Annotated in this window: 25 protein-coding genes; 18 read left to right on the top strand and 7 right to left on the bottom strand. The window is 51.8% G+C overall.

Annotation, left to right across the window (positions count from 1 at the left end; all coding sequences use genetic code 11):
- Positions 1-222: 222 nt before the first annotated feature.
- Positions 223-1,722, bottom strand: coding sequence for a cryptochrome/photolyase family protein (locus ACO0LL_RS03560; protein WP_422949515.1), 1,500 nt, complete (start codon positions 1,720-1,722; stop codon positions 223-225).
- Positions 1,723-1,869: 147 nt separating this feature from the next.
- On the opposite strand from ACO0LL_RS03560, the gene ACO0LL_RS03555 reads away from it, so the two are divergent.
- The 7 genes from ACO0LL_RS03555 to ACO0LL_RS03525 all read left to right on the top strand — a co-directional run bounded on the left by ACO0LL_RS03555 (position 1,870) and on the right by ACO0LL_RS03525 (position 6,885).
- Complete coding sequence (locus tag ACO0LL_RS03555; RefSeq protein WP_422949683.1) at positions 1,870-2,487, top strand: YqgE/AlgH family protein; 618 nt, start codon at positions 1,870-1,872, stop codon at positions 2,485-2,487.
- On the top strand, positions 2,487-2,882 hold the full coding sequence (ruvX, locus tag ACO0LL_RS03550; RefSeq protein WP_422949514.1) for a Holliday junction resolvase RuvX: 396 nt from the start codon (positions 2,487-2,489) through the stop codon (positions 2,880-2,882). Before ACO0LL_RS03555 ends, ruvX begins: the two co-directional genes overlap by 1 nt.
- Positions 2,883-2,887: 5 nt before the next feature.
- On the top strand, positions 2,888-3,400 hold the full coding sequence (pyrR, locus tag ACO0LL_RS03545; RefSeq protein ID WP_186953069.1) for a bifunctional pyr operon transcriptional regulator/uracil phosphoribosyltransferase PyrR: 513 nt from the start codon (positions 2,888-2,890) through the stop codon (positions 3,398-3,400).
- Positions 3,393-4,364 carry an aspartate carbamoyltransferase catalytic subunit gene (locus ACO0LL_RS03540; RefSeq protein ID WP_422949513.1) on the top strand — a complete coding sequence of 324 codons (972 nt, stop codon included), beginning with the start codon at positions 3,393-3,395 and terminating at the stop codon, positions 4,362-4,364. The genes pyrR and ACO0LL_RS03540 overlap by 8 nt, the downstream gene beginning before the upstream one ends.
- A 7-nt stretch (positions 4,365-4,371) precedes the next feature.
- Positions 4,372-5,658, top strand: a complete 1,287-nt coding sequence (locus tag ACO0LL_RS03535) for a dihydroorotase (RefSeq protein ID WP_422949512.1) — start codon at positions 4,372-4,374, stop codon at positions 5,656-5,658.
- An 8-nt stretch (positions 5,659-5,666) separates the two neighbouring features.
- On the top strand, positions 5,667-5,987 hold the full coding sequence (locus tag ACO0LL_RS03530) for a 1-deoxy-D-xylulose-5-phosphate synthase (RefSeq protein ID WP_422949511.1): 321 nt from the start codon (positions 5,667-5,669) through the stop codon (positions 5,985-5,987).
- A gap of 166 nt (positions 5,988-6,153) precedes the next feature.
- Positions 6,154-6,885, top strand: coding sequence for a lysophospholipid acyltransferase family protein (locus ACO0LL_RS03525; protein ID WP_422949510.1), 732 nt, complete (start codon positions 6,154-6,156; stop codon positions 6,883-6,885).
- 88 nt (positions 6,886-6,973) lie between these two features.
- Here ACO0LL_RS03525 and ACO0LL_RS03520 read toward each other — a convergent pair whose 3' ends face one another.
- The 5 genes from ACO0LL_RS03520 to ACO0LL_RS03500 form a co-directional block, all read right to left on the bottom strand.
- Positions 6,974-7,192, bottom strand: coding sequence for a hypothetical protein (locus tag ACO0LL_RS03520; RefSeq protein WP_422949509.1), 219 nt, complete (start codon positions 7,190-7,192; stop codon positions 6,974-6,976).
- A gap of 296 nt (positions 7,193-7,488) precedes the next feature.
- Entirely contained in the window at positions 7,489-8,313 is an 825-nt protein-coding gene (locus tag ACO0LL_RS03515) for a symmetrical bis(5'-nucleosyl)-tetraphosphatase (protein WP_422949508.1), read from the bottom strand.
- A 7-nt stretch (positions 8,314-8,320) separates the two neighbouring features.
- Entirely contained in the window at positions 8,321-9,427 is a 1,107-nt protein-coding gene (gene hemH, locus ACO0LL_RS03510; protein WP_422949507.1) for a ferrochelatase, read from the bottom strand.
- Positions 9,428-9,442: 15 nt separating this feature from the next.
- Positions 9,443-11,089 (bottom strand): DNA repair protein RecN, encoded by a 1,647-nt coding sequence (recN, locus tag ACO0LL_RS03505; RefSeq protein ID WP_422949506.1) that lies wholly within the window; start codon positions 11,087-11,089, stop codon positions 9,443-9,445.
- Positions 11,090-11,210: 121 nt separating this feature from the next.
- On the bottom strand, positions 11,211-12,104 hold the full coding sequence (locus ACO0LL_RS03500; protein WP_162039925.1) for an NAD kinase: 894 nt from the start codon (positions 12,102-12,104) through the stop codon (positions 11,211-11,213).
- Positions 12,105-12,179: 75 nt separating this feature from the next.
- Here ACO0LL_RS03500 and ACO0LL_RS03495 point away from each other — a divergent pair, with 75 nt between their 5' ends.
- The 3 genes from ACO0LL_RS03495 (at position 12,180) to ACO0LL_RS03485 (ending at position 14,405) form a co-directional block, all read left to right on the top strand.
- On the top strand, positions 12,180-12,866 hold the full coding sequence (locus tag ACO0LL_RS03495) for an HAD family hydrolase (protein WP_422949505.1): 687 nt from the start codon (positions 12,180-12,182) through the stop codon (positions 12,864-12,866).
- A 44-nt stretch (positions 12,867-12,910) separates the two neighbouring features.
- Positions 12,911-13,942 carry a heat-inducible transcriptional repressor HrcA gene (hrcA, locus tag ACO0LL_RS03490; RefSeq protein WP_422949504.1) on the top strand — a complete coding sequence of 344 codons (1,032 nt, stop codon included), beginning with the start codon at positions 12,911-12,913 and terminating at the stop codon, positions 13,940-13,942.
- Positions 13,943-14,021: 79 nt separating this feature from the next.
- The gene (locus ACO0LL_RS03485) at positions 14,022-14,405 is read left to right on the top strand and encodes a response regulator (protein WP_422949503.1); all 384 of its coding nucleotides are present in this window, start codon (positions 14,022-14,024) and stop codon (positions 14,403-14,405) included.
- 104 nt (positions 14,406-14,509) lie between these two features.
- On the opposite strand, the gene fur is transcribed toward ACO0LL_RS03485, so the two are convergent.
- A complete protein-coding gene (gene fur / locus ACO0LL_RS03480; RefSeq protein WP_422949502.1) occupies positions 14,510-14,938 on the bottom strand; it encodes a ferric iron uptake transcriptional regulator in 429 nt (142 codons plus the stop codon).
- 111 nt (positions 14,939-15,049) lie between these two features.
- On the opposite strand from fur, the gene ACO0LL_RS03475 reads away from it, so the two are divergent.
- The 8 genes from ACO0LL_RS03475 (at position 15,050) to ACO0LL_RS03440 (ending at position 23,448) form a co-directional block, all read left to right on the top strand.
- Entirely contained in the window at positions 15,050-15,580 is a 531-nt protein-coding gene (locus tag ACO0LL_RS03475; RefSeq protein WP_422949501.1) for an outer membrane protein assembly factor BamE, read from the top strand.
- A gap of 22 nt (positions 15,581-15,602) precedes the next feature.
- Positions 15,603-16,409, top strand: coding sequence for a 4-hydroxy-tetrahydrodipicolinate reductase (dapB, locus tag ACO0LL_RS03470; protein WP_422949500.1), 807 nt, complete (start codon positions 15,603-15,605; stop codon positions 16,407-16,409).
- A 177-nt stretch (positions 16,410-16,586) separates the two neighbouring features.
- Positions 16,587-17,243 (top strand): MotA/TolQ/ExbB proton channel family protein, encoded by a 657-nt coding sequence (locus ACO0LL_RS03465; RefSeq protein WP_422949499.1) that lies wholly within the window; start codon positions 16,587-16,589, stop codon positions 17,241-17,243.
- Between the two features lie 36 nt (positions 17,244-17,279).
- The gene (locus tag ACO0LL_RS03460; protein WP_422949498.1) at positions 17,280-17,723 is read left to right on the top strand and encodes an ExbD/TolR family protein; all 444 of its coding nucleotides are present in this window, start codon (positions 17,280-17,282) and stop codon (positions 17,721-17,723) included.
- A gap of 148 nt (positions 17,724-17,871) precedes the next feature.
- On the top strand, positions 17,872-20,499 hold the full coding sequence (gene leuS, locus ACO0LL_RS03455) for a leucine--tRNA ligase (protein WP_422949497.1): 2,628 nt from the start codon (positions 17,872-17,874) through the stop codon (positions 20,497-20,499).
- Positions 20,500-20,535: 36 nt separating this feature from the next.
- Positions 20,536-21,045: an LPS assembly lipoprotein LptE gene (gene lptE, locus ACO0LL_RS03450; RefSeq protein ID WP_162039934.1), complete on the top strand. Its 510-nt coding sequence runs from the start codon at positions 20,536-20,538 to the stop codon at positions 21,043-21,045.
- Between the two features lies 1 nt (position 21,046).
- Positions 21,047-22,066 carry a DNA polymerase III subunit delta gene (holA, locus tag ACO0LL_RS03445; RefSeq protein ID WP_422949496.1) on the top strand — a complete coding sequence of 340 codons (1,020 nt, stop codon included), beginning with the start codon at positions 21,047-21,049 and terminating at the stop codon, positions 22,064-22,066.
- A 116-nt stretch (positions 22,067-22,182) separates the two neighbouring features.
- Positions 22,183-23,448 carry a glutamate-5-semialdehyde dehydrogenase gene (locus tag ACO0LL_RS03440; RefSeq protein ID WP_422949495.1) on the top strand — a complete coding sequence of 422 codons (1,266 nt, stop codon included), beginning with the start codon at positions 22,183-22,185 and terminating at the stop codon, positions 23,446-23,448.
- Positions 23,449-23,463 lie beyond the last annotated feature (15 nt).

The raw sequence follows: 23,463 nt of genomic DNA, 5'->3' as shown, positions 1-23,463 counted from the left end.
GGAAAGTCCGAAAACTCGCTACGCTCAAACATCGGCCTTTCTCTTTCCATTTTCTGTACTGCACAAATGGCGTCTACACATGGGAAACCGCAAAAGTCAAAAGCAACTTCAAAATCAACAACAACAGCAAAGTCAAAACCAGCGTCAAAACCAGCGTCAAAACCAGCGTCAAAACCACATCAACACATTGCTAACAGCGTCGGCTCATCAAACCTTTAATCGTCACTCATCCTCATCATGCGTAGCCACCTTCTTCACCACCGCATACCGCGTCAAAGTCTGCTTGCGCGCCACGTCATGTTCAACCAGTGGAAATGGATAATCCTTGCCTATCCTGACCCCAGCCTGCTCCAGCAATAGCAGCGCAGCTTTCCAGGGCGCATGAATGCTGCGTTTGTCCAGTTTCGCCAGTTGCGGCAGGTAGCGTTTGATGAACTTGCCTTCGGCGTCGAATTTTTCTGACTGTGTGATGGGATTGAAGATGCGGAAGTAAGGTTGGGCGTCGCAGCCGGAGGAGGATGCCCATTGCCAGCCGCCGTTGTTGGCGGAGAGGTCGAAGTCGTTCAGGTGTTCGGCGAAATAGGCTTCGCCGCGTCGCCAGTCTATGCCCAGGTCTTTGATGAGGAAGCAGGCAGTGACCATGCGCAGGCGGTTGTGCATGTAGCCGGTCTGGTTCAGTTGCAGCATGGCGGCATCGACCAGGGGGTAGCCGGTGCGGCCTTCGCACCAGGCGGCAAAGTGGGCATCCGCTTGCGGGCCGGTTTCCCACTGTATGGCATCGTAATCTGGTTTGAAGGAGCGGGCTGCCACATGCGGGTGGTGATGCAAGATCATGAAATAAAAGTCGCGCCAGACCAGTTCGGATAACCAGATTTCTGCACCGCGATTGGCCGAGATACGCATTTGCCGTACGGCTTCCTGCACCAGTTGACGTATCGATATCGTACCAAAGCGCAAATGGACTGACAGATACGACGGCCCCTTGACCGCCGGAAAATCACGCGACTGGTCATATAGCTTCATACGGCCCACAAAGTCTTCCAGCAAAGTGCGTGCACCCGACATGCCAGCGGCAACAGGCATGCGGCGTTCAGCGGCCTGCGCAAAGCCCATTTCTGACAACGTTGGTATGGTTTGCGCTGAGATGCTGCTTAGCTTGTGCGCATATTTTTCTATAGGGTAAGAACGCGAATAAAAGTCGCTGCCTTCTGCATGGAATTTTTTCAGCCAGGCATTTTTGTAGGGCGTGAAGACAGAGAAGGGCGCATTCGCCAGCGACAAGACTTCAGCCTTTTCAAAAATAACCTGGTCTTTAAAACTCAGAAATGCACAATTTCGTTTTAATAATTCTTGCCTGACGGACTCATCACGGGTCGCAGCCTGTGGTTCGTAATCATGATTGGTAAATACGGCATCAACGCCAAGCTCGGCCACCAGTTGCGGTATGGCTGTTTCTGCATAGTCATAACGCACCAGCAAGCCACCGCCCATCTGCTGTAATTCTTGATCCAGTTCAAGAATACTTTCATGAATAAAGGCCAGCCGCCTGTCATTTTCTGGCAAATTGTCTAATATTGTTTTATCGAAGATAAAAGCGCAGTAGACCTCATCACTTTGCCGCAGGGCATGGTACAGGGCGGCATGGTCAAAATTACGCAGGTCACGGCGAAACCAGACTAGTGAGCGCGGGTAGTGGGCTTTATGAGCTTTATTTTCTTGCATGATCTGTCGGATAGTGTGGTCAAAACGCAGTGTGGCACCTTAGCACACATCGAAAATACACGCTAAAAATGCTAAAATGTGACCATGGCGAAGCAAACAAAATCACTACATACCAATCTGCACGACGATGCAACACAGTCGGCCCCCATGACTTCCAGACATAAATTTCAGGTGAAAAGCGAAGACGATAACAATTTGGAATTGAATTTAACCAATCATTTCCTGATTGCAATGCCATCCATGATGGACCCCGTCTTTGGCGGCACGGTGATTTATTTGTGCGAGCACAGCCCTCGCGGTGCCATGGGCATGGTCATCAATCGGCCGATAGAGCTCACCGTGGCTGGCTTGTTTGACCGCATAGATTTGAAGCTGGAGATTATTCCTGACTCTCATCCCATAGGCAAGCGGCCCGTTATTTTTGGAGGGCCGGTGCAGGATGACCGTGGCTTTGTCCTGCATACCCCTGTGGGTGAATATTCATCTTCATTAAAAGTGACCGATGAAATCGCCTTCACCACTTCACGCGATGTGCTGGAAGCCGTGGCCGCCGGTGATGGGCCTGAACAAGTCCTGATCAGCGTTGGTTATGCAGGCTGGGGTGCTGGTCAGCTGGAGCAGGAGATACTGGCCAATGGCTGGCTGACAGTTGCTGCTGACGCGCGCATCCTGTTTGATTTGCCGCTGGAAGAACGTTTTGCCGCCGCCATTAAATTGCTAGGGATAGACCCGTTGATGCTGGCAGCCGAAGCGGGGCATGCCTGATGGCTGCAAGCGAAGGTACGGTACTCGCCTTTGATTTTGGTTTAAAGCGCATAGGCGTTGCCGTTGGCAATACCTTTTTACGCCAGGCTGAAGCACTCAGCATCATCCACGCCCCTACCAATGACGGCAAATTTGCCGATATCACCAAGCTCATAGAAAAATGGCAGCCTGTGCTGTGCGTGGTGGGTTTGCCTATGCATCCCGATGGTGCTGATAATGAAATGACACAGCGCTGCAAGCGCTTTGCCAATCAGCTCAATGGCCGCTTCAACCTTCCTGCCGTGCTGGTCGATGAACGCTATTCCTCTGCCGTACTCTCAGGCTCGCGTGGCGAGTTCACTGATGACGACGCGGCGGCCCTCATTCTGCAACAATATTTTGATGAAACGCCATGACTACCATGACCACTAATGCTGCCCAGCTTGATGCAGAAGCGCTGTATCAGCAGCTACTGGAGCAAATCAGGCCACATGCGCTGGCACAAGACAAGCTGGCTATCGTTGGCATTTATTCAGGCGGTGCCTGGATAGCCGAACGTCTGGTGCAAGACCTGGGCTTGCCGAATAAAGCGGGCCGCATCGATGTATCTTTTTATCGCGACGACTATGCCGCCAAGGGCCTGCATGCCGAAGTCAAACCTACGCAAATTCCTTTCGATGTCGATGGTGCACAAATCATCTTGGTAGATGATGTGTTATATACAGGCCGAACCACTCGCGCCGCCATCAATGAATTATTTGATTATGGCCGTCCGGCCCGCATCATGCTGGCTACTCTGGTAGATCGCGGTGGCCGCGAATTGCCGGTGGCTGCTGATTTTGTCGCCCATACCGCCTCATTTGAACCCGCCGTCTCTGTCAATCTGCAACGTGCAGATGACGGCACTTTCAGCATCTCTGTCGATCATGCATAATCCCCAGCTCAATAAACACGGCGAACTCCAGCATTTGCTGACGATAGACGGCTTGCCGAAAGCCATCGTCAACCATATTCTCGATACCGCATCTTCCTTCGTCAGCGTCAGTGACAGGGAAGTCAAAAAAGTGCCGCTGATGCGTGGCAAAAGCGTCTTCAATCTGTTTTTTGAAAACTCTACCCGCACGCGTACGACGTTTGAAATTGCCTCCAAGCGTTTGTCGGCAGATGTCATCAATCTCAATATCGCTGCGTCCAGTACCAGCAAGGGTGAATCCTTGCTCGACACCATCGACAATCTGGCAGCCATGCATGCCGACATGTTCGTCGTGCGTCATGCCACTTCAGGTGCGCCTTTCCTGATCGCCAAGCATCTGAACGACACCAAACAGCATCATGTGCATGTGGTAAATGCCGGTGATGGCCGCCATGCTCACCCAACCCAGGGTTTGCTGGACATGTACACCATACGCCACTACAAAAAAGACTTCACCAATCTGACAGTAGCAATTGTTGGTGATGTCTTGCACAGCCGCGTCGCCCGTTCCGATATCCATGCATTAACCATGCTGGGTGTGCCGGAAGTGCGCGTGATCGGCCCGCGTACCCTGTTGCCCGGTGGCCTTGAGCAAATGGGTGTGCGGGTATTTAACAACATGGATGAAGGCCTCAAAGGCGTCGATGTCATCATCATGCTGCGCTTGCAAAATGAACGCATGAGCGGCGCCTTGCTGCCTTCTGCACAAGAATATTTCAAGAGCTATGGCCTGACACCAGAACGCCTGGCGCTGGCAAAACCAGACGCCATCGTCATGCACCCCGGCCCCATGAACCGTGGTGTGGAAATTGATTCTGCCGTGGCCGATGGCCCGCAGGCAGTGATACTGCCGCAAGTGACTTTTGGTATCGCCGTGCGCATGGCTGTCATGAGCATCGTTGCAGGCAACAGCGGCGGGGTATGAGGAGAATATGAAGATACATATCAAAAATGGCCGCGTGATTGACCCGGCAAGTGCTAGCGATGCAGTGCAGGACGTGTTTATTGCTGCAGGCAAAATCGTTGCCCTGGGCCAGGTTCCCGCCGACTTTGTCGCCAATAAAACGATTGATGCCACAGGCCTGATCGTCACCGCTGGCCTGGTCGACCTCAGCGCCCGCCTGCGCGAACCCGGCTTTGAGTACAAGGCCACGCTGGAATCTGAATTGCAAGCCGCCATGCGCGGCGGCGTCACCAGCCTGGTGTGCCCGCCAGATACTGACCCTGTGCTGGATGAATCAGGCCTGGTAGAAATGCTCAAGCAAAGAGCCCGCATGCAAAATAAGGCCCACGTTTATCCGCTGGGTGCGCTGACCATAGGTTTGAAAGGTGAATCCCTGACCGAGATGGTGGAGCTGACAGCGGCAGGCTGCATAGGTTTCTCTCAGGCCGAAGAAACCATCGCCAATACCAATACCCTGCAAAGGGCGCTGGATTACGCAGCCACCTTTGGTTTCACCGTCTGGCTGCGTCCGCAAGATGCCTACATAGGCAAGGGCGGCGTTGCTCACAGCGGCCCCTTGGCTTCGCGCCTGGGCTTGTCTGGTGTGCCCGTCATGGCCGAGACGATTGCCCTGCATACCCTGTTTGAACTCATGCGCGCCACCGGCGCCAAAGTACATCTGTGCCGCATCTCTTCCGCCGCTGGACTGGATTTGATACGCAAAGCCAAAAAAGAAGGTTTGCCGCTGACCTGCGACGTTGGTGCTCATCATGTGCATCTGACTGATGCTGACATTGGTTACTTCGATTCCAATGCCCGCCTGACACCACCTTTACGCAGTCAGCGTGACCGCGATGCCATTTCTGCGGCACTGAAAGACGGCACCATCGATGCGATATGCTCAGACCATACACCGGTCGATGATGATGAGAAATTGCTGCCCTTTGCTGAGGCCTCACCCGGTGCCACCGGCCTGGAATTATTATTGTCACTGGCACTGAAATGGGCAGAAGACAGCCGTGGTGACGTCAGCCTGATGCTGGCCCTGTCCAAAATCAGCCAGCATGCCGCCAAAGTGGCAGGTGTGCCCGCCGGACAAATCGCCGTAGGCCAGGCAGCGGATATCTGCATCTTTGATCCTGCCACACGCTGGAAGGTAGAAGCCAAAGCCCTCGCCAGCCAGGGCAAGCACACGCCTTTCCTGGGTTATGAATTGCCGGGCGTGGTCAAGGCCACGATAGTGTCAGGGCATATTGCGTTTGATACTTTGCATTAACATCGCAGATGAAAAGTAATCAGATTACCCGTGGTGAACAAAGACGCGTCATGTATGTGGAAAATAAAAACGGCTTGATCGATGGCGTTGCTGCGCGCATAGGCTGGGTTGAGTTTTCCAAAACAGGGCGAACAGTTTACTACCGTGGAAAATCCTTCCAGGCATGTACCGGAGGTGGAATATCCGGTAATTTTTTTGACGCCGATACCCATGAAGAGTATTGGATTTCAGGCGTCAAAAAACTCGGTTCCAATGTGCATTATACAGAGTCAGTGAGTGTCTTGATTGATGAAGATGCCAAAGAGGAAGTGGTAAGACTGCGTGCCTGAAGCAGGCTGAGGTAGTGTCCAAACTGCTCAGTGAGAAATTCGTTTGATTGAGTGGGATGACTGGGATGAGTGGGGGTAAAGGCGAGTATAGCCTTACTCCCGCTTTTGTTTATTCAGCTTGGCTATTTTTAATTGTTACTCTACGTGAGTATTTTTGTGAGTCAGTATGATCGTTTGGCATTTTTTCCGGATATTTCTCCATCTCACGGCAGGTCTGCTGACTTGCGCCCTGATCTTTCCGTTTTCTTCTGATGCCAGGCGTGATGAGCTGGTACGCCGCTGGTCGGTCAAATTGCTCTCCATCTGTACCGTGGATGTGGCTTTCAAGGATAAAAGCGAGGGGGCTGTGAATCCGTCGGCGATGATCGTTTCCAATCATGTGTCATGGCTGGATATTTTTGTCATCAATACCCTGCATCCTTGCCACTTCGTCGCCAAGTCAGACATCCGCAACTGGCCTTTGCTGGGCTGGTTATGTGAAAAGGCCGGTACAATTTTTCTGGTACGCGGCAGGCAACGCGATGTGCGCCGTATCTATGAGGGCCTGGTACATCAGATAGAAGCCGGCAAGCGCATTGCGTTTTTCCCTGAGGGTACTACAGCAGCACAAGGCAATCTGCTGTCCTTTCATGCCAACCTGTTTGAAGCGGCAATAGAAGCACATGTGCCCGTACAGCCCTTTGTTGTGCGCTACCTTGATGCGCAGGGACAGCTCCACCCTGCCGCTGATTTTATTGGCGACATGACTTTTGCAGAAAGCATGCGCATCATTTTGCTGGCACCACGTATGACAGCAGAGCTGGTGCGCCTGCCTGCGATTCCTACCGAAGGTGCGCACCGCAGAGAAGTCGCGCAAATAGCGCATGCGGCGGTGATGAAAGAGCTGGGGATTAGTTGATACTAGTAGTGCGGCCTAAGACATCTAAGGTAAAGCTTTGCGAAAATCGGAAGCATCTTTAGGTTCTCGCAAAGGCTTTATCTGTCTATTATTTCCATTTCGTTTTACGTTGTTTTTTCCAGTTGCGCTGACGGTTGTCTATATGGCTGTTAATGGTTTCATACCCATGTGGAAAACAGCGTGAACAACCGCTTTTCTCTCCAATGATGATGCGTGATATTTTTATTCCCGATATTTTTTTGGGAATCTCAGCTAAACCAACTTCATTTTTGCCGAATGCCTTGATGAGGCTGCATTCTCTTTTCATTTTGCTCTCCTTTAAGTAAATACCTAAAAGAGAGCACCTTTCAACATTTCTACTAGCATTTTCTTAACTCCTTACTCAACATAATGTCATGTGAAGCAGCTGCTTGATACGACGGCATTTGGGGACAAACGTAACATAATCATACGCATTCCGGCTCACTCAAGATGCATAGATAAAAGATAATGTTCGATAGGGCAAAATAAATCAAGAGAAACAAAATAAGCAAAGCGGACGCGTGGGTCTTGGACGTGCTGGTGATATTGTGTATGTACTCGGCATTAAAAATCCGGGAATTATTACCCCGGTTTTTGCTGTTGCGGACAATCTAGCTGCACGACTTGCCGGTCTTCCAGTGCGACGGCAGTCAGCTTGCCGCCCCAGATGCAGCCAGTATCGAGGCTAATCAGGTTGTTGCGCAAGATAAGGCCCAGGGTGGACCAGTGACCAAATACCACGGTGTTTTTTTCACTCGCACGTGACAGGTCAAACCAAGGGGCAAAGCCTTGCGGTGCGCTGTCCAGACCATCCTTGCTGTCAAAATCCATGATCCCATCTGCATTGCAAAAACGCATGCGTGTCAGTGCGTTGATGATGCAGCGTAATCTGTCATAGCCTTCCAGATCATCCTGCCATTGCGCTGGGGTGTTGCCATACATATTGCGTAATAAATCCAGCCAGTCTTTACTGTGTAGCTGTGTTTCGACTTCATGCGCCAGCTTCATGGTTTGCTTTGCTGACCATTGCGGGAAGATGCCTGCATGTATCAATAAGTGCTGGTGCTGTGAAATCGCCATGGGTCTGTGCCGTAGCCAGTCCAGCAATTCTTCACGGTCTGGTGCTTGCAGGATATCGTCCAGGGTATCGCTGCGACTTGCTTTACGTATGCCATTGGCGACAGCTAGCAAATGCAGGTCATGGTTGCCGAGTACGGATTCTGCCCGGCCAGCAACTTGCAAATCACGTATCAGGCGCAGGCTGGCCAGCGATTTGGGGCCGCGATTGACCAGGTCGCCTGCAAACAAATACTGTGCATCTGCTTCGGTCTGCTCTATTTTGTTGAGCAGGCTTTGCAACTGGTCGGCACAGCCTTGTATATCGCCGATAAAATAAGTTTTTGCCATTGCTGCCTCAGGGCTCGCCACCCATGCGTTTGGCTTCTGCGCGGCTGATCAGGGCTTGCTGTTTTTGCTGTTCACGCACGCTGGCGGTGATCATGGTAGGCCAGCCTATCAGATGTTGCTCTGCAATTTCAGCCAGGCCGCGCATCCACGCCGGTGACTCATTCAGGCAGGGAATGTAGTTGAATTCCTTGCCACCCGCTTTCAGAAAATCGGTCTTCACTTCCATGGCAATTTCTTCCAGGGTTTCCAGGCAGTCAGCGATAAAGCCGGGGCAAATCACGTCTATGCGTTTAACGCCCTCTTTGGCCAGCTTTGCCACGGTAGGTGCTGTATAAGGTTGCAACCATTCGGCACGGCCCAGGCGTGACTGGAAGGTGACCACATAATCATCTTTGCCCAAGCCCAGTTTCTCAGCCAGCAAGCGGGCGGTTTTATAACATTCGCAATGATAGGCATCACCGCGCAATAAAAATGCTTTTGGCAAACCATGGAAACTCATGACCAGTTTGTCAGGGCGACCATGGCTTTGCCAGTGATCCATGACCGACACGCGCAAAGCCTGTATATAAGCATCATGGTCATGATAATTCTTGACGAAGCGCAGTTCAGGCATGTTCCTGACTTGCTGGTAATGCTGGGCCACCGCGTCAAAATTGGAGGCTGTCGTCGTGGCAGAATATTGCGGGTAGGCTGGCAATATCAGTATGCGCTCACAACCGTCTACTTTGAGTTTTTGCAAGACCTCGGGTATCGAAGGTGAACCATAACGCATGGCATAGGCAACTTGTACTTCATGCCCACGTTCACCCAGATAGCCTTTCAGCAATGCTGCCTGTTTTTGTGTATGTATTTTCAGTGGCGAACCATCCCTGGTCCAGATCGAAGCATACTTCTTTGCTGACTGGCCAGAACGGAAGGGCAGGATAATCCCGTGCAAGAGCAGCCACCAGACCGGGCGCGGTACTTCAACTACGCGTCTATCCCATAAAAATTGTTTGAGATAACGGCGCACTGCCGATGTCGTCGGTGCATCAGGCGTGCCGAGGTTGATCAGCACCACGGCTGTCTTGGCGATTTTGCCGTGTGAATATTCAGGTTCTTTGAGGAAGCGCATGATGTATTTTTTTTCTTAAGATGCCAATAATTCTCTGGCGTGTTTGCGCGTAGTCGCCGTAATTTCTATGCCGCCCAGCATGCGGGCGATTTCTTCCACTCTTTGTTTATTGTCGAGTGCTTCTATTTGTGAAACGGTTTTGCCATTCTGGTTGGCCTTGCTGACCTGGAAGTGCTGGTTAGCCTGGCTGGCCACTTGCGGCAGATGCGTAACGCACAAGACTTGCCGGTCCTGGCCCAGGCGTTTCAATAAACGACCAACCACTTCAGCCACGCCACCACCTATGCCACTATCAACTTCATCAAATATGAGGGTAGGAGTGGCAGTAGCACAAGAGGTGATGACAGAAATCGCCAACGAGATACGCGCCAGTTCGCCACCAGAGGCTACCTTGGCCAATGGCCTTGCCTGTACACCGGCATGGCCTGCGACCAGAAATTCCACCTGTTCCAGGCCATAGGCGGCTGGTTCTACAGGATTGAGTGCAACCGAGAAGCTGCCGCCGCCCATGCTCAGGTCTTGCATTGCCGTGGTGACTGCTGCGCCCAGGTCTTTGGCAACTTTTTGTCTGATCTTGCTGAGTTTTCCTGCGGTTTGCAGGTAGGCAAGCCTGGCTTTTTCTTCCTGTGCTTTCAGGGCATCCATGTCGGTGGCATTCGACAACTGCGCCAACTGGGCTGACAGCGTGGCAAATTCTTCGTGCAATTTTTCAGGCGCGACGTGAAAGCGCCGTGCCGTCGTGTGTATCACTTCTACGCGGTTTTCCACGACGCGCAGACGGGCAGGGTCGAGTTCTGTGCGGCTCAGGTAAACATTGAGTGCGTAGGTGGTTTCCTGCAAATTGATGCAGGCAGATTCCAGCGCATCGGTGACGGGTTTGAGCGCCGCATCGTAATCGATTAGCTTCAACAGCTTTTGCTGGATGGCAGTCAGTTGCGACAAGACAGGATGCTCGGATTCAGAAATCAATGCGGCTGCCTCTTGTCCGGCTTCCAGCAGACTGGCAGCGTGAGCCAGACGACTGTGCTCCTGGCTGATGCTTTCCCATTCACCGGGCTTGATCTGCAATTTATCGAGTTCGCCGACCTGCCATTCCAGACGCTCGCGCTCTTGCAAGACGCTCTTGGCATTGGTCTCAAATTCTTCACGTTGCTTGCTGATATTGCGCCAGGCGCGGTAACGCAAGCCTACTTCGGTGACTTGCTCTTGCAAGCCGCCTTGCATGTCCAGCAAGTCGCGCTGTGCCTCGGTTTTCAACAAGGATTGGTGTGCATGCTGGCCATGGATATCTACGAGCATGTCGCCTATCTCGCGCAATTGCCCTGCAGTGGCGGTGATGCCATTGATCCAGGCCTTGGAACGGCCTGCATTATCGATGGTACGCCGCAAGATCAGCGGTTGATCCTGGTCAAAGAATTCATGTTCTTTGAGCCAGGTGGCGAGTGTTTCATTGACGGCAAATTCTGCACTGATATCAGTTTTGCTGGCAGATTCTCTTACCATGCTGGCGTCACCCCGGCCACCGAGGGCCAGGGTCAGGGCATCGATCAAAATGGACTTACCCGCACCGGTTTCACCGGTCAGCACACTGAAGCCTGAAGAAAATTCCAACTCCAGCGTATCAACAATGACAAAATCTCGTATGGCAAGCGTGCGCAACATAATGGGCAGACATGAAGGAATTTGTTAAGAAAATGGTGCCGGAAAGTACCAGCCAGCATAGCGAAATCGCTATTTTAGCAACAGCCTGTGACTTCTGTGTTTGTAAGAGTGGGCGAAAAAATTAATTCAGCGCACCCTCTACCGATGGATATTCATTCCAGTGCAGTTTCTCGCGCAAGGTGTTGTAATAATTCCAGCCGGGAGGATGCAGGAAGGTTACCGTATGGGCAGAACGGTTCACGATAATCCTGTCCTGATGCTGCAGGCTGGCAAAATTTTGCATATCAAAATTCAAGCTGATATCGCGTCCGGCCACGATGGTGATGACGATTTCGCTACTGTCTGGCAAGACGATGGGCCGGTTCGACAAGGCATGCGGCGCAATTGGCACCATCGCAATGCCTGACAGGCTGGGGTGCAGCAGCGGGCCGCCAGCAGAAAGGGCATAGGCAGTGGAGCCTGTCGGCGTCGAAACGATGAGACCATCTGAGCGCTGGTTATACATGAAGTGTCCATCTACCTCGACACGTAATTCCACCATCCCTGAGCCTGCACCACGTGAGACCACGATGTCATTGAAAGCCACACCACTGAAAATCTGGTTGCCATCGCGGGTCACGATGGCCTGCAACAAGCTGCGGCGCTCGGACACATATTTGCCATCCAGCATTTCTGTTATGACAGGGATCATGCGGTCAAGTGCAATATCGGTAATGAAACCCAGTCTGCCCTGGTTGATACCAATCAGAGGAATATTGTAGGGTGCCAGTTGCCGTGCTATGCCCAGCATGGTGCCATCGCCGCCAACGACGATGGCGACATCGGCCAGCTTGCCTATCTCAGGCACGGGCATGCTGCTGAATTCGCTCAACTGCAGATATTGCGCGGTTTCTGCCTCGATGACGACGCGGTGTCCGGCGCTCGCGAGAAAATTGGCCAGTTCCTTAATCGAGTCAGCAATGCCTGTCGCATTCGATTTTCCAACAAGTGCAATGGTTTTGGCCTGTACTGTCATAAACAAAGGTAGGGTGACATGATGCCTGAGATTAGAACATAATTAGGGCATCTATGAATGGAATGAGTGCTCTTTATGGCAATTAAAGCAGTTTTGCTGGACCTCGATGATACTTTGTGGCCGGTTGCGCCAGTTATTCGTCATGCTGAATCCGTTTTGCAGCAATGGTTGCATGAACACGCACCTCTTGTGGCGCAAAATTACAATGTGGAAAAATTGCGTGAGCGCAGGAATTTGCTGGTAGCGAGCGACCAGCGTTTTCAATACGATTTATGGGCTCTGCGTCATACCTTGTTGAAACAGGTTTTTGATGAGCATGGCGTGGAAGCCGAAAAAGCCGACCAGGCCATGGCCGTTTTTGCCGATGCCCGTAACAAAGTCGATTTGTACAGCGATGTCAAACCCGCCTTGCAGGCTTTGCAAGAAAAACTGTTGCTAGGCACAGTCTCGAATGGTTTTGCCGATTTGCAGGCGATAGGCCTGGCGCATCACTTCAAGGTGTCTATCGCTGCCTATCGTTTTGGCTGTGCCAAGCCCGACCCTAGGATATTCCTGGCCGCTTGCCAGGAGCTGGGCCTGGAACCTGCAGAAGTATTATATGTTGGCGATGATTTATTGCTCGATGTGCAAGGTGCGCAACAGGCGGGATTAAAAGGCGGCTGGATGAACCGCCAGGGTTTAAAAATTGAAGATGAGCGCCATCTGCATATCAAGCCGGATGCGGAATTTGCCAATCTGCATGACCTGACTCTATGGCTATGAATTTTTCTATGTTCATGTCAGTCATGAACGCATAAAATGAAACCATGCAACTAGATATCCGCGCACAAACTTTATTAAAAGCCCTGGTCGAGCGTTATATCGCCGACGGCCAGCCTGTGGGTTCCCGTGCCTTGTCCAAAATATCTGGCCTGGAATTATCCCCGGCGACGATACGCAACGTCATGGCCGACCTGGAAGAAATGGGCTTCGTAGCAAGCCCGCATACTTCTGCGGGCCGTATCCCCACGCCCAGGGGCTATCGCGTTTTCGTTGATACCTTGCTTACTGTGCAAGATGTGAATGGCGCAGCCATGGATTCGCGCCTGCAGTCCAGCCTGCAATCAAATATGAATGCACAGTCGCCGCAAAAACTGATTGCGAACGCGGCGCAGATATTATCGTCCTTGTCACAATTTGCCGGTGTCGTCATGACGCCGCGTACTGAGTCGATTTTCCAGCAGGTAGAATTCTTGCGCCTGTCAGAAAAACGTATCTTGCTGGTAGTGGTGGCACCTGGTGGCGAAGTGCATAACCGTCTGTTGTTGACCGATGTTGATTACACGCCAACGCAGTTGGTGCAGGCCGCCAATTACCTGAACCAGAACTTTGGTGGCTTGAGCTTTACCGACGCACGCACCCGTATCAACAGTGAGTTGCGGGAATTGCAAAATGATATGACCAGGCTCATGCAGGCGGCGGTAGAGGCGGGCAGCAATGCCATGGATGAGGATAATGACGAGGTCGTTATCTCTGGTGAGCGTAATTTGCTGAATGTGCAAGACCTGTCGTCAAATATGAGTTCCCTGCGCAAGCTGTTTGATATGTTCGAGCAAAAAAACAGCCTCATGCAATTACTTGATGTATCCAGCAAGGCAACTGGTGTGCAGATATTTATCGGCGGCGAATCACAACTGGTACCCATGGAAGAAATGAGTATTGTCACAGCGCCCTATGGGGTGAACGGCAAGATAGTGGGTACCCTGGGTGTCATAGGACCTACCCGCATGGCCTATGAAAGAGTTATCCCCATCGTAGACATCACTTCAAAATTATTATCTAATGCACTTAGTCAGTAATAAAGCATTAAGATACAGTGTGAAATAGCGAAGCAAATAAGCAAAAACAAGCAAACATTGATGCGCATACAGGGTTGCTATGGAAAAGAAAAACGCTAAGATTTTATTGATTGATGATAATGATGTCACCCGCGAGGTGCTCAGGGTCATATTGCGCAGCGAGGGTTATAACGTCGTTGGCGAAGCTACCGATGGTGGCACTGGCCTGGAAATGGCAGTGAAACTCAAACCTGACCTGATCTTGCTCGATATTGTCATGCCCAAGATCAGTGGTACTGAAATCCTGCCCCGCATCCGCGAATTGTTGCCAGACTCAAGGGTTTTGATGGTAACAGCCAATAAAGACCAGGATACGATTACGGAAGTAGTCAAGAATGGCATCCACGGCTATATCCTCAAGCCATTCAATGCGCAAAAGATCATAGGAACTGTCGAGGCTGTCGTAGCCAAGATCAATAAATAGGCTGGAATTAAGCTGGAAAGCGCACACCGGGTTGCTATGGCCGGGTGCGCTTGTCAGGCTAAAGTTGGGGGATTTCTCTTTACTTTAAGCTTTGCGCTTACGATTCAAGCCTTGTGTTCGCAATTAGGCTTGGTGCAATTGCCATAAATTGCCAGTGCATGTTCAGCAATCTTGAAGCCGCGTTCCAGGGCGACTGTTTGCTGGCGTTGTTCGATTTCTTCGTCAAAAAATTCTTCCACACGGCCACAGTCCAGGCAGACCAGATGGTCATGGTGTGAACCCTCGTTCAATTCAAAAATGGCTTTGCCAGTCTCAAAATGATTCCGGTTTAACAGTCCGGCCTGTTCAAACTGGGTCAGGACGCGGTACACAGTTGCCAGACCGACATCCATATTTTCATTGAGCAGGATCTTATATACATCTTCTGCTGTCAGATGACGAACCTTGCTGCTCTGGAAGATTTCCAGGATTTTCAGGCGGGGCAGAGTGGCTTTCAGACCGCTGGCTTTGAGGTTTGGGGAGCTGTTTGTCATGTTTTCGATCAAAAAATTGCTATCTGCTTTATGATATCGGGTTTTAGGGCTTGTTGCTCAATTAAGAGGTTATCTATGCAACTGTTGTTTTCAGGTTTAACGCGGAATAAGATGAGCCGTGTAGCGGGTCTGGTAGTGCTGGCTTCTTTGACAGCATGTTCAACACCTATTCCCCTGCTGTCATCGGCTGACAGAACTTCAGTATATGCAACATCAGGCACACCTAGTGATGCAAATGGCGCGCAAGTGGTTGAGCCGACCGGTTTTGGCAAGGTACTGGCCTTTATTTCGCCTTACCGCGTTCCCATACAGCAAGGTAACTTCGTTTCCCAGGAAATGGTGGCACAGTTAAAAGAAGGTATGACACGTGAGCAGGTGCGTTTTATCCTTGGTACAGCCTTGCTGACCGATATGTTCCATGAAGACCGCTGGGATTATCCTTTCCGCCTGACCAAGCCAAATGGTGAACGTATCACCAGCCGCGTGTCGGTGTTTTTCAAAGATGGTACGGTAGCAAAGTTTGAAGGCGGTAACTTGCCGACTGAAAAAGAATATCTGGCACGTATTACAGAATCCGCTTTGGGCCTGAACCGCGTGCAATCGGTGATAGAGACCGATGCGCCGAAGAAAAAAGAGAAATAAGCTAAGAGAGAAGTAGATATTTATGACTGCACTCAAAATTGCCGTGGCCGGGGCTTCTGGCCGTATGGGGAAAATGCTGGTCGAAGCGATCAGCAATGCCGATGACATGGTCCTGGTTGGTGCGCTGGATGTGCCAGCCTCACCAGCCCTCGGTACCGATGCCGCAGCCAGTCTGGGCAAGCCTTGCGGCGTGAATATTACTGCTGACCTGGCAACTGGCCTGGCCAATGCCGACTACCTGATCGATTTCACCCGCCCTGAGGGCACCCTTAAGCATCTCGAATATTGTGCAGCTCATGGCATCAAGATGATTATCGGCACCACGGGCTTTGATGAAGCAGGCAAGGCAGCGATTGCCGTCGCAGGAGAAAAAACCGCGATCATGTTTGCGCCGAACATGAGTGTAGGCGTAAACGTCACCATGAAGTTGCTGGAAATGGCAGCCAAAAGCTTTGCCGAAGGTTATGACATTGAGATCGTCGAAGCCCATCACCGCTTCAAGGTCGATGCTCCTTCAGGCACAGCCCTGAAAATGGGTGAAGTCATCGCCGATGCACTGGGCCGTGACCTCAATGAAGTGGGCGTGTTTGCCCGTGAAGGTGTGACAGGTGAGCGCGATCCATCTTCCATCGGTTTTGCAACTATCCGTGGCGGCGACATCGTTGGTGATCATACGGTCTTGTTCGCCGGCATAGGTGAACGCGTAGAAATCAGCCACAAGTCTTCCAGCCGTGTGACTTATGCCCATGGCAGCCTGCGTGCTGCACGTTTCTTGCAAGGCAAATCTACAGGCTTGTATGATATGTACGATGTCCTGGGTTTCCGTTAGTGGGACATACGCAAAACCGCCCCAGCTGCGTTGTAGCTCCTAGCCGTACTAAAGTACTGTCTTCGTCGCTACGCCTTGCTGGGACAATTTTGCGTAAGTCCTATTTAGTTTGCTTTGGTTTTCGTTAATAGCGCACATTCGCCTGATATTTGAATAAGTGAAATAAGCGGCACACGCATGAATTCTGCAATCGCACATTATTGGGAACAGGCTGACGCACTGGGTCATCTGGTTGGCTGGTTATTATTGTTGATGTCAGTACTGAGCTGGACACTGATACTGATGAAGGGCTGGAGTTTCTGGCGTATCCGTAAAGCAGCCCCAGGCTTGCGTGCCTTCTGGCGTGCGCCCAGTCTGGCAGATGCATTATCGTCGCTGCGCCAAACTGATCAGTCCAAAATATTCATCACCCTGGCAGATGCTGCGCATGCCGCCAGTGACACTGCCCAACGCAGCGCCACTTTGTCTGCCAATGCAGGTCTGAGCGAGATACTGACGCGTAGCCTGCGCCAGGAATTGCAAGGCCTGACGGTCAAGCTGGAAACCGGTTTGAGCTTTCTCGCCTCAGTCGGCGCAACCGCTCCTTTTGTTGGCTTGCTGGGAACAGTCTGGGGTATTTACCGCGCCTTGACGGCCATTTCATCCAACGGTGTGGTGCAAATCGACCAGCTGGCAGGGCCAGTGGGCGAAGCACTGATCATGACAGCGCTGGGTTTGCTGGTAGCGATACCTGCCGTATTGGCCTATAACGCCTTTAATCGCATCAATCGCATTACCCTGGCTGAGCTGGATGGTTTTGCCTTTGACTTGCATGCTCACATGAACAAGTCTTGAATTAAAAACAAAAAAAACCGTCCCCAAATTTAAAAGATGACATTTGGTCAATTTCATACGCCGCGCGAATCCTCATCCCGTCCGCTGACTTCCATGGCGGACATCAATGTCACGCCCATGGTCGATGTGATGCTGGTTTTGCTGGTCATCTTTATCATCGCTGCCCCTTTCATGACGCATGCGATCAAGCTGGATTTGCCGCAGGCACAATCGGCCCCAGTGGCTGAGCAGGCTGAGTCTGTACGTATTTCCTTTGATGCTGACGGCATCCTCTACTGGGATAAGCAGGTAATGGCCATGGCTGACCTGGAATCCAGGCTGGCGCTGCTGGCGAAAAAGAACAAGCAGATAGAAATCCAGTTGCGGGCCGATAAGGCTACCCGTTATGAAATTATCGCCCAGGTGATGGCGGCAGCCCAGACGCAAGGGCTGGCCAGGATTTCTTTTGTAACCGACAGCAAGCAAGCCAAAAAACCGTAATTGCCACGGTTGAGTCAGTACAAGACTGCGCTGCACCCTGTAAAACGGCTCCGGGAGCCTTTGCCTGTCAGGCTTTCCTCAATAATGTGTCTGAACCAGTTATAATCAAAGGTTCTGAGTCATTTCCGCATCTACTTCTGCTTACGCCATGCAAGAAAAATACACGCCCTCTGACGTCGAACAATCGGCGCAAACCCATTGGAAAAAGATCGATGCCTATACGGCAGTAGAAAACAATCCACGTTTCCCTAAAGGCAAGTATTACGCTTGCTCCATGCTGCCTTACCCTTCCGGCAAGCTGCACATGGGCCACGTGCGCAATTACACGATCAATGACATGCTGGCACGCCAGCTGCGCATGAAGGGCTATAACGTCCTCATGCCCATGGGTTGGGATGCATTTGGTCTGCCGGCAGAAAATGCGGCGATTGCCTACAAAAAATCGCCTGCAGAATGGACTTACGCGAATATCGAAGACATGAAGTCACAAATGCAGCCTCTGGGCCTGGCATTTGACTGGACGCGTGAAGTCGCGACCTGCGACCCGGATTACTATCGCTGGAACCAGTGGCTGTTCCTGAAGATGCTGGAAAAAGGCGTTGCCTACAAAAAAACCCAGGTTGTGAACTGGGACCCAATTGATCAAACCGTGCTGGCGAATGAGCAGGTTATTGATGGCCGTGGCTGGCGCTCTGGCGCCTTGGTAGAGAAGCGCGAAATTCCTGGCTACTACTTTGGCATCACCCAGTACGCAGACGAATTGCTGAATAGCATCGATGATCTTGATGGCTGGCCTGAGCAGGTACGTACCATGCAGCGCAACTGGATAGGCAAGAGTGAAGGCGTGCGCTTCGCGTTCCCGCACCAGATCGCTGACGAAACCGACGCACTAGTACAAGATGGCAAGCTGTATGTGTTTACTACCCGTGCTGATACCATCATGGGCGTGACTTTCTGTGCAGTAGCGGCAGAACACCCCATCGCTACGCTGGCAGCAAAGAATAATGCCGCACTGGCAGCCTTCATCGAAGTCTGCAAAGCTGGTGGCACGACAGAAGCTGAAATGGCGACCAAGGAAAAAGAGGGCATGCCGACTGGCCTGTTCGTTACTCACCCTCTGACTGGCGAGCAGGTCGAAGTCTGGGTAGGTAACTATGTCCTCATGACTTATGGCGATGGCGCTGTCATGGGCGTGCCTGCACATGATGAACGCGATTTTGCTTTTGCGAAAAAATACCATATCGCCATCAAGCAGGTGGTGGCGATCGAAGGTGAAAGCTTCAGCACCGATGCCTGGGCAGAATATTATGGCGACAAGCAACGCGGCATCACCGTCAATTCCGGCAAGTACGATGGCCTGAGCTTCAAAGCCACGGTTGATGCAGTGGCTGGCGACCTAGTAGCCAAAGGTCTGGGCGAAAAGAAAACCACCTGGCGCTTGCGTGACTGGGGTATTTCCCGTCAACGTTACTGGGGCACACCTATCCCTATCATCCACTGCGACAGCTGTGGTGATGTGCCTGTGCCGTATGAAGATTTGCCAGTGGTCCTGCCTACCGACTGTATCCCTGACGGTTCTGGTAATCCATTGAAACACCGTGAAGATTTCCTGAATGTGCCTTGCCCTAAATGCGGCAGCCCGGCACACCGCGAAACTGACACCATGGACACCTTCGTTGATTCCAGCTGGTATTTCATGCGTTATACCTGCCCTGATGCGACAACCATGGTGGATGGCCGCAATGACTACTGGATGGCGATGGACCAGTACATCGGCGGTGTCGAACATGCGGTTCTGCATTTGCTGTACGCACGTTTCTGGACCAAGGCCATGCGTGACCTGGGCCTGGTCAAGATAGACGAACCTTTCAAGAACCTGTTCACCCAGGGCATGTTGCTCAATGAGTCTTACTATCGACCAGATGTCAGCGGCAAGACAATCTGGTTTTATCCGAATGAAATCGAAGTCCAGCATGATGACAAGGGACGTCCGGTTTCTGCCATATTGAAGTCGGATGGTCAGCCTGTGCAAATGGGTGGCATAGAAAAGATGTCCAAGTCCAAGAACAATGTGGTGGAACCCAAAGACATTATCGAACAGTTCGGTGCTGATACAGCACGTCTGTTCACCATGTTTGCCGGTCCTCCAGATCAAAGTGCGGCATGGAGTAATAGCGGTGTAGAAGGTGCATCACGTTATCTGCGTCGTTTGTGGGCTTCTGCCTTAAAATTGTCTGGCACGATTGCTTCTGGTACTGCTGTGCCTGCGGCGTATGCCAATGGTGTCAAGGCCTTGCGTCGCGAAGTACATCTGACGCTGAAGCAGATCGATGCCGATTACGATAGATTGCAATACAACACGGTCGTCTCTGGCGCGATGAAGTTGCTCAACACCATAGAGTCCTTCAAGTCAGAAGCCGAAGGCAGTGCTGCAGCTTTGCGCGAAGCTTTCAGTATCTTGCTGCGTGGCCTGTATCCGGTATGCCCGCATATTACCCACGTACTGTGGCAAGAACTGGGTCTGGCAACAGAACTCGGTGAAATCATTGATGCACCGTGGCCGCTGGTCGATGAAGCTGCATTGGTACAGGATGAAATCGAGCTCATGGTCCAGGTCAACGGCAAACTGCGCGGCAGTATCAAGGTTGCCAAGGATGCCGACAAAGCCACCATAGAAGCGACTGCTCTGGCCAATGAAAGCGTACAGAAGTTCATGGAAGGCGCAGCCAAGAAAATCATCATCGTGCCTGGCAAGCTGGTGAATATCGTCGCCTGATTGTTTAACAGATATACCAGTAACAGGGAAAACCGCATGCAAGCAAACTATGTAAAGCGTCTGCAATGGCTGGCAGCCATCATGTCCATCATGTTGTTGTCGGCCTGCGGTTTCGCCCTGCGCGGCCCGGTTGCCTTGCCGTTTAAAAGTATTTATATCGGCATGCCAGAAAGCTCGGCCCTGGGTGGTGAATTGCGCCGCCATATCCGTGCCAATGGCCAGACCCAGATCATGTCTGAGGCCAAGGATGCGCAAGTGGTACTCGAAGTATTGAGTGAAACCCGCGAAAAACAAATCCTGTCGCTGAACAGCCAGGGGCGCGTGCGTGAATATAATTTGATTTATAACTTCCGTTTCCGTGTCCGCAATAATGTAGGCAAGGAATATCTGGAACCGGTAGATCTGCAGTTGAAGCGCAATATCACCTTTAATGAATCGCAAGTACTGGCGAAAGAGGCAGAAGAAGTCTTGCTGTACCGCGATATGCAAAGTGACCTGGTGCAGCAAATCATGCGCAGGCTGGCTGTTGTAAAGATGGACGACTGATATGCAATTACGCTTCGATGCCCTTGATGGCCATCTGGCGAAAACACTGGCGCCACTATATGTGATCACCAGTGATGAGCATTTGCTGGCGCTGGAAGCGGCAGACAAGATACGTCGCACAGCTAAAGCACAGGGTTTTTACGAGCGCGAGATCCTGACGGTGGAACGCAGTTTCAAATGGGGTGCCTTGCTGGCAGCAAATCAGTCGCAATCCCTGTTTGGTGATAAAAAACTCATCGATTTGCGCATCCCTACTGGCAAGCCCGGCAAGGACGGTGGCCAGGCCTTGCAGGATTATGTGGCGAATCTGTCGCCCGATAACCTGACCCTGATTACTTTGCCCAAGTTGGACTGGGCCACGCAAAAAGCTGCCTGGGTAGGCAGCTTGCAGCAAGCCGCGGTATATATCGACATCCCGCTGGTAGAGCGCAATCAATTGCCGGGCTGGATCAGCATGCGCTTGTCCTTGCAACAACAAAGCGCAGACCGGCAAAGCCTGGATTTCATCGCCGACAGGGTAGAAGGCAACTTGCTGGCAGCTCACCAGGAAATCCAGAAGCTGGCCTTGCTGCACCCGGCAGGCAAACTGAGTTTTGAGCAAATCCATGATGCCGTGCTGAATGTCGCGCGCTATGATGTCTTCAAACTCAATGAAGCCATGTTGGCCGGTGATGTTGCAAGACTGGTACGCATGCTGAATGGTTTGAAAGGCGAGGGCGAAGCACTGCCCCTGGTCTTGTGGGCCATGGCAGAAGAGATACGCACCTTGCTGAAATTAAAGTCTGGCATGGCACAGGGCAGGCCCTTGTCAGCCTTGCTGAAAGAATACCGCATCTGGGGGCCGCGAGAAAAACTCATGGACCCTGCCTTGCGCCGTGTCAGCCTGGCAAATTTGCGGGCTGCACTGCAAGAGGCATCGCAAGTCGATAAGATGGTAAAAGGTTTACGAGCGAAGGCATTTGCAGGTGATCCTTGGGATGCCTTATTGCAATTGGGTTTGAGAGTGGCAAAAGCGGCTTAATCGCAATTGTGCCAGCACCTGATTTAGCGGTTTATCAAACCGGAAATTGAATTCCCTCGCCACCTTGCTGGTGGCTGATCAACGAATATGAGACCAGTAGGTCTCTGAATGACGATATGGATATCAAGCACTACATGAACGACCTCGGCATCCGTGCCCGCGCAGCATCGCGCGCCATGGCCAAAGCCGACACCGCCGCCAAGAACAAGGCCCTGTCCCTGATCGCTGCTGCCATCAGGCGTGAAGCTGCTGCCTTGCGCGCCGCCAATGAACTTGACCTGGCTGCAGCAAAAGCAGCAGGTATGGAAGCCGCCATGCTCGACAGGTTGACCCTGTCTGACAAGGCGATTGCCACCATGGCAGAGGGCCTGGAGCAGATCGTCAGCCTGGCTGACCCTATCGGTGAAATCTCAAACATGAAATACCGCCCCACTGGCATACAGGTAGGGCAGATGCGCGTACCGCTGGGCGTCATCGGTATCATTTACGAAGCACGCCCGAATGTGACGGTGGATGCCGCTGGCCTGTGCATCAAGAGTGGCAATGCCACTATCTTGCGTGGTGGCTCTGAAGCAATCCATTGCAATCAGGCCTTGGCTAAACTGGTCAAGGAAGGCCTGGCTGGTGCTGGTTTGCCTGCCGATGCTGTACAGATCGTTGAGACCACAGATCGCGCTGCCGTTGGCGAACTGATCACCATGCCGCAATATGTCGATGTCATCGTCCCGCGTGGCGGCAAAGGTCTGATTGCGCGTCTGATGCAAGAAGCCACTGTGCCCATGATCAAGCATCTTGATGGCATCTGCCATGTGTATATTGATGACAAGGCTGACCTCAAAAAAGCAGTGGATGTGGCTTTCAATGCCAAGTGCCACCGCTATGGTACCTGCAACACCATGGAAACCTTGCTGGTTGCACAAGGCATAGCGGCGCAAGTCTTGCCAGCACTGGCTGAGTTGTATGCAGGCAAGCAAGTGGAATTGCGTTGCGACGATGCCGCCGCTGCGATACTGGCTGGTTACCCGCATCTGGCTAAAGCGACAGAAGAAGACTGGAGCACTGAATACCTGGCAGCGATACTGGCAGTCAAGGTAGTGGCTGATCTGGATGAAGCCATCACGCATATCAATGATTATTCATCCAAGCATACAGAATCCATCATCACAGAAGACTACAGCCGCGCCCTGCGTTTCTTGCGCGAAGTTGATTCTGCCTCGGTAATGGTGAATGCCTCCACCCGTTTTGCTGACGGTTTTGAATATGGCCTGGGTGCCGAGATAGGTATCTCGAATGACAAGCTGCATGCACGCGGACCGGTAGGGCTGGAAGGGCTGACGTCGATGAAGTATGTGGTTTTTGGTCACGGTGAAGTGCGCCAATAATTTAGAAGCTCATTG

The sequence above is a fragment of the Undibacterium sp. TC4M20W genome (assembly GCF_049340245.1).
In the GTDB taxonomy this organism is placed as follows: domain Bacteria; phylum Pseudomonadota; class Gammaproteobacteria; order Burkholderiales; family Burkholderiaceae_D; genus Undibacterium.
Note: the sequence above shows the minus strand (reverse complement) of the source record. Positions and strands in the feature narration are given on the sequence as shown.

What these genes read in the sequence shown, in the direction of transcription:
- ACO0LL_RS03495 (WP_422949505.1), top strand. Translation starts at nt 12,180, where the DNA reads ATGGCAATTAAAGCAGTTTTGCTGGACCTCGATGATACTTTGTGGCCG.
- ACO0LL_RS03485 (WP_422949503.1), top strand. Translation starts at nt 14,022, where the DNA reads ATGGAAAAGAAAAACGCTAAGATTTTATTGATTGATGATAATGATGTC.
- recN (WP_422949506.1), bottom strand. Translation starts at nt 11,089, where the DNA reads ATGTTGCGCACGCTTGCCATACGAGATTTTGTCATTGTTGATACGCTG.
- dapB (WP_422949500.1), top strand. Translation starts at nt 15,603, where the DNA reads ATGACTGCACTCAAAATTGCCGTGGCCGGGGCTTCTGGCCGTATGGGG.
- ACO0LL_RS03555 (WP_422949683.1), top strand. Translation starts at nt 1,870, where the DNA reads ATGACTTCCAGACATAAATTTCAGGTGAAAAGCGAAGACGATAACAAT.
- ruvX (WP_422949514.1), top strand. Translation starts at nt 2,487, where the DNA reads ATGGCTGCAAGCGAAGGTACGGTACTCGCCTTTGATTTTGGTTTAAAG.
- ACO0LL_RS03475 (WP_422949501.1), top strand. Translation starts at nt 15,050, where the DNA reads ATGAGCCGTGTAGCGGGTCTGGTAGTGCTGGCTTCTTTGACAGCATGT.
- ACO0LL_RS03535 (WP_422949512.1), top strand. Translation starts at nt 4,372, where the DNA reads ATGAAGATACATATCAAAAATGGCCGCGTGATTGACCCGGCAAGTGCT.
- ACO0LL_RS03540 (WP_422949513.1), top strand. Translation starts at nt 3,393, where the DNA reads ATGCATAATCCCCAGCTCAATAAACACGGCGAACTCCAGCATTTGCTG.
- lptE (WP_162039934.1), top strand. Translation starts at nt 20,536, where the DNA reads ATGCAAGCAAACTATGTAAAGCGTCTGCAATGGCTGGCAGCCATCATG.
- ACO0LL_RS03460 (WP_422949498.1), top strand. Translation starts at nt 17,280, where the DNA reads ATGACATTTGGTCAATTTCATACGCCGCGCGAATCCTCATCCCGTCCG.
- ACO0LL_RS03440 (WP_422949495.1), top strand. Translation starts at nt 22,183, where the DNA reads ATGGATATCAAGCACTACATGAACGACCTCGGCATCCGTGCCCGCGCA.
- hrcA (WP_422949504.1), top strand. Translation starts at nt 12,911, where the DNA reads ATGCAACTAGATATCCGCGCACAAACTTTATTAAAAGCCCTGGTCGAG.
- ACO0LL_RS03525 (WP_422949510.1), top strand. Translation starts at nt 6,154, where the DNA reads ATGATCGTTTGGCATTTTTTCCGGATATTTCTCCATCTCACGGCAGGT.
- holA (WP_422949496.1), top strand. Translation starts at nt 21,047, where the DNA reads ATGCAATTACGCTTCGATGCCCTTGATGGCCATCTGGCGAAAACACTG.
- ACO0LL_RS03500 (WP_162039925.1), bottom strand. Translation starts at nt 12,104, where the DNA reads ATGACAGTACAGGCCAAAACCATTGCACTTGTTGGAAAATCGAATGCG.
- ACO0LL_RS03465 (WP_422949499.1), top strand. Translation starts at nt 16,587, where the DNA reads ATGAATTCTGCAATCGCACATTATTGGGAACAGGCTGACGCACTGGGT.
- hemH (WP_422949507.1), bottom strand. Translation starts at nt 9,427, where the DNA reads ATGCGCTTCCTCAAAGAACCTGAATATTCACACGGCAAAATCGCCAAG.
- ACO0LL_RS03515 (WP_422949508.1), bottom strand. Translation starts at nt 8,313, where the DNA reads ATGGCAAAAACTTATTTTATCGGCGATATACAAGGCTGTGCCGACCAG.
- pyrR (WP_186953069.1), top strand. Translation starts at nt 2,888, where the DNA reads ATGACCACTAATGCTGCCCAGCTTGATGCAGAAGCGCTGTATCAGCAG.
- ACO0LL_RS03530 (WP_422949511.1), top strand. Translation starts at nt 5,667, where the DNA reads ATGAAAAGTAATCAGATTACCCGTGGTGAACAAAGACGCGTCATGTAT.
- leuS (WP_422949497.1), top strand. Translation starts at nt 17,872, where the DNA reads ATGCAAGAAAAATACACGCCCTCTGACGTCGAACAATCGGCGCAAACC.
- ACO0LL_RS03520 (WP_422949509.1), bottom strand. Translation starts at nt 7,192, where the DNA reads ATGAAAAGAGAATGCAGCCTCATCAAGGCATTCGGCAAAAATGAAGTT.
- ACO0LL_RS03560 (WP_422949515.1), bottom strand. Translation starts at nt 1,722, where the DNA reads ATGCAAGAAAATAAAGCTCATAAAGCCCACTACCCGCGCTCACTAGTC.
- fur (WP_422949502.1), bottom strand. Translation starts at nt 14,938, where the DNA reads ATGACAAACAGCTCCCCAAACCTCAAAGCCAGCGGTCTGAAAGCCACT.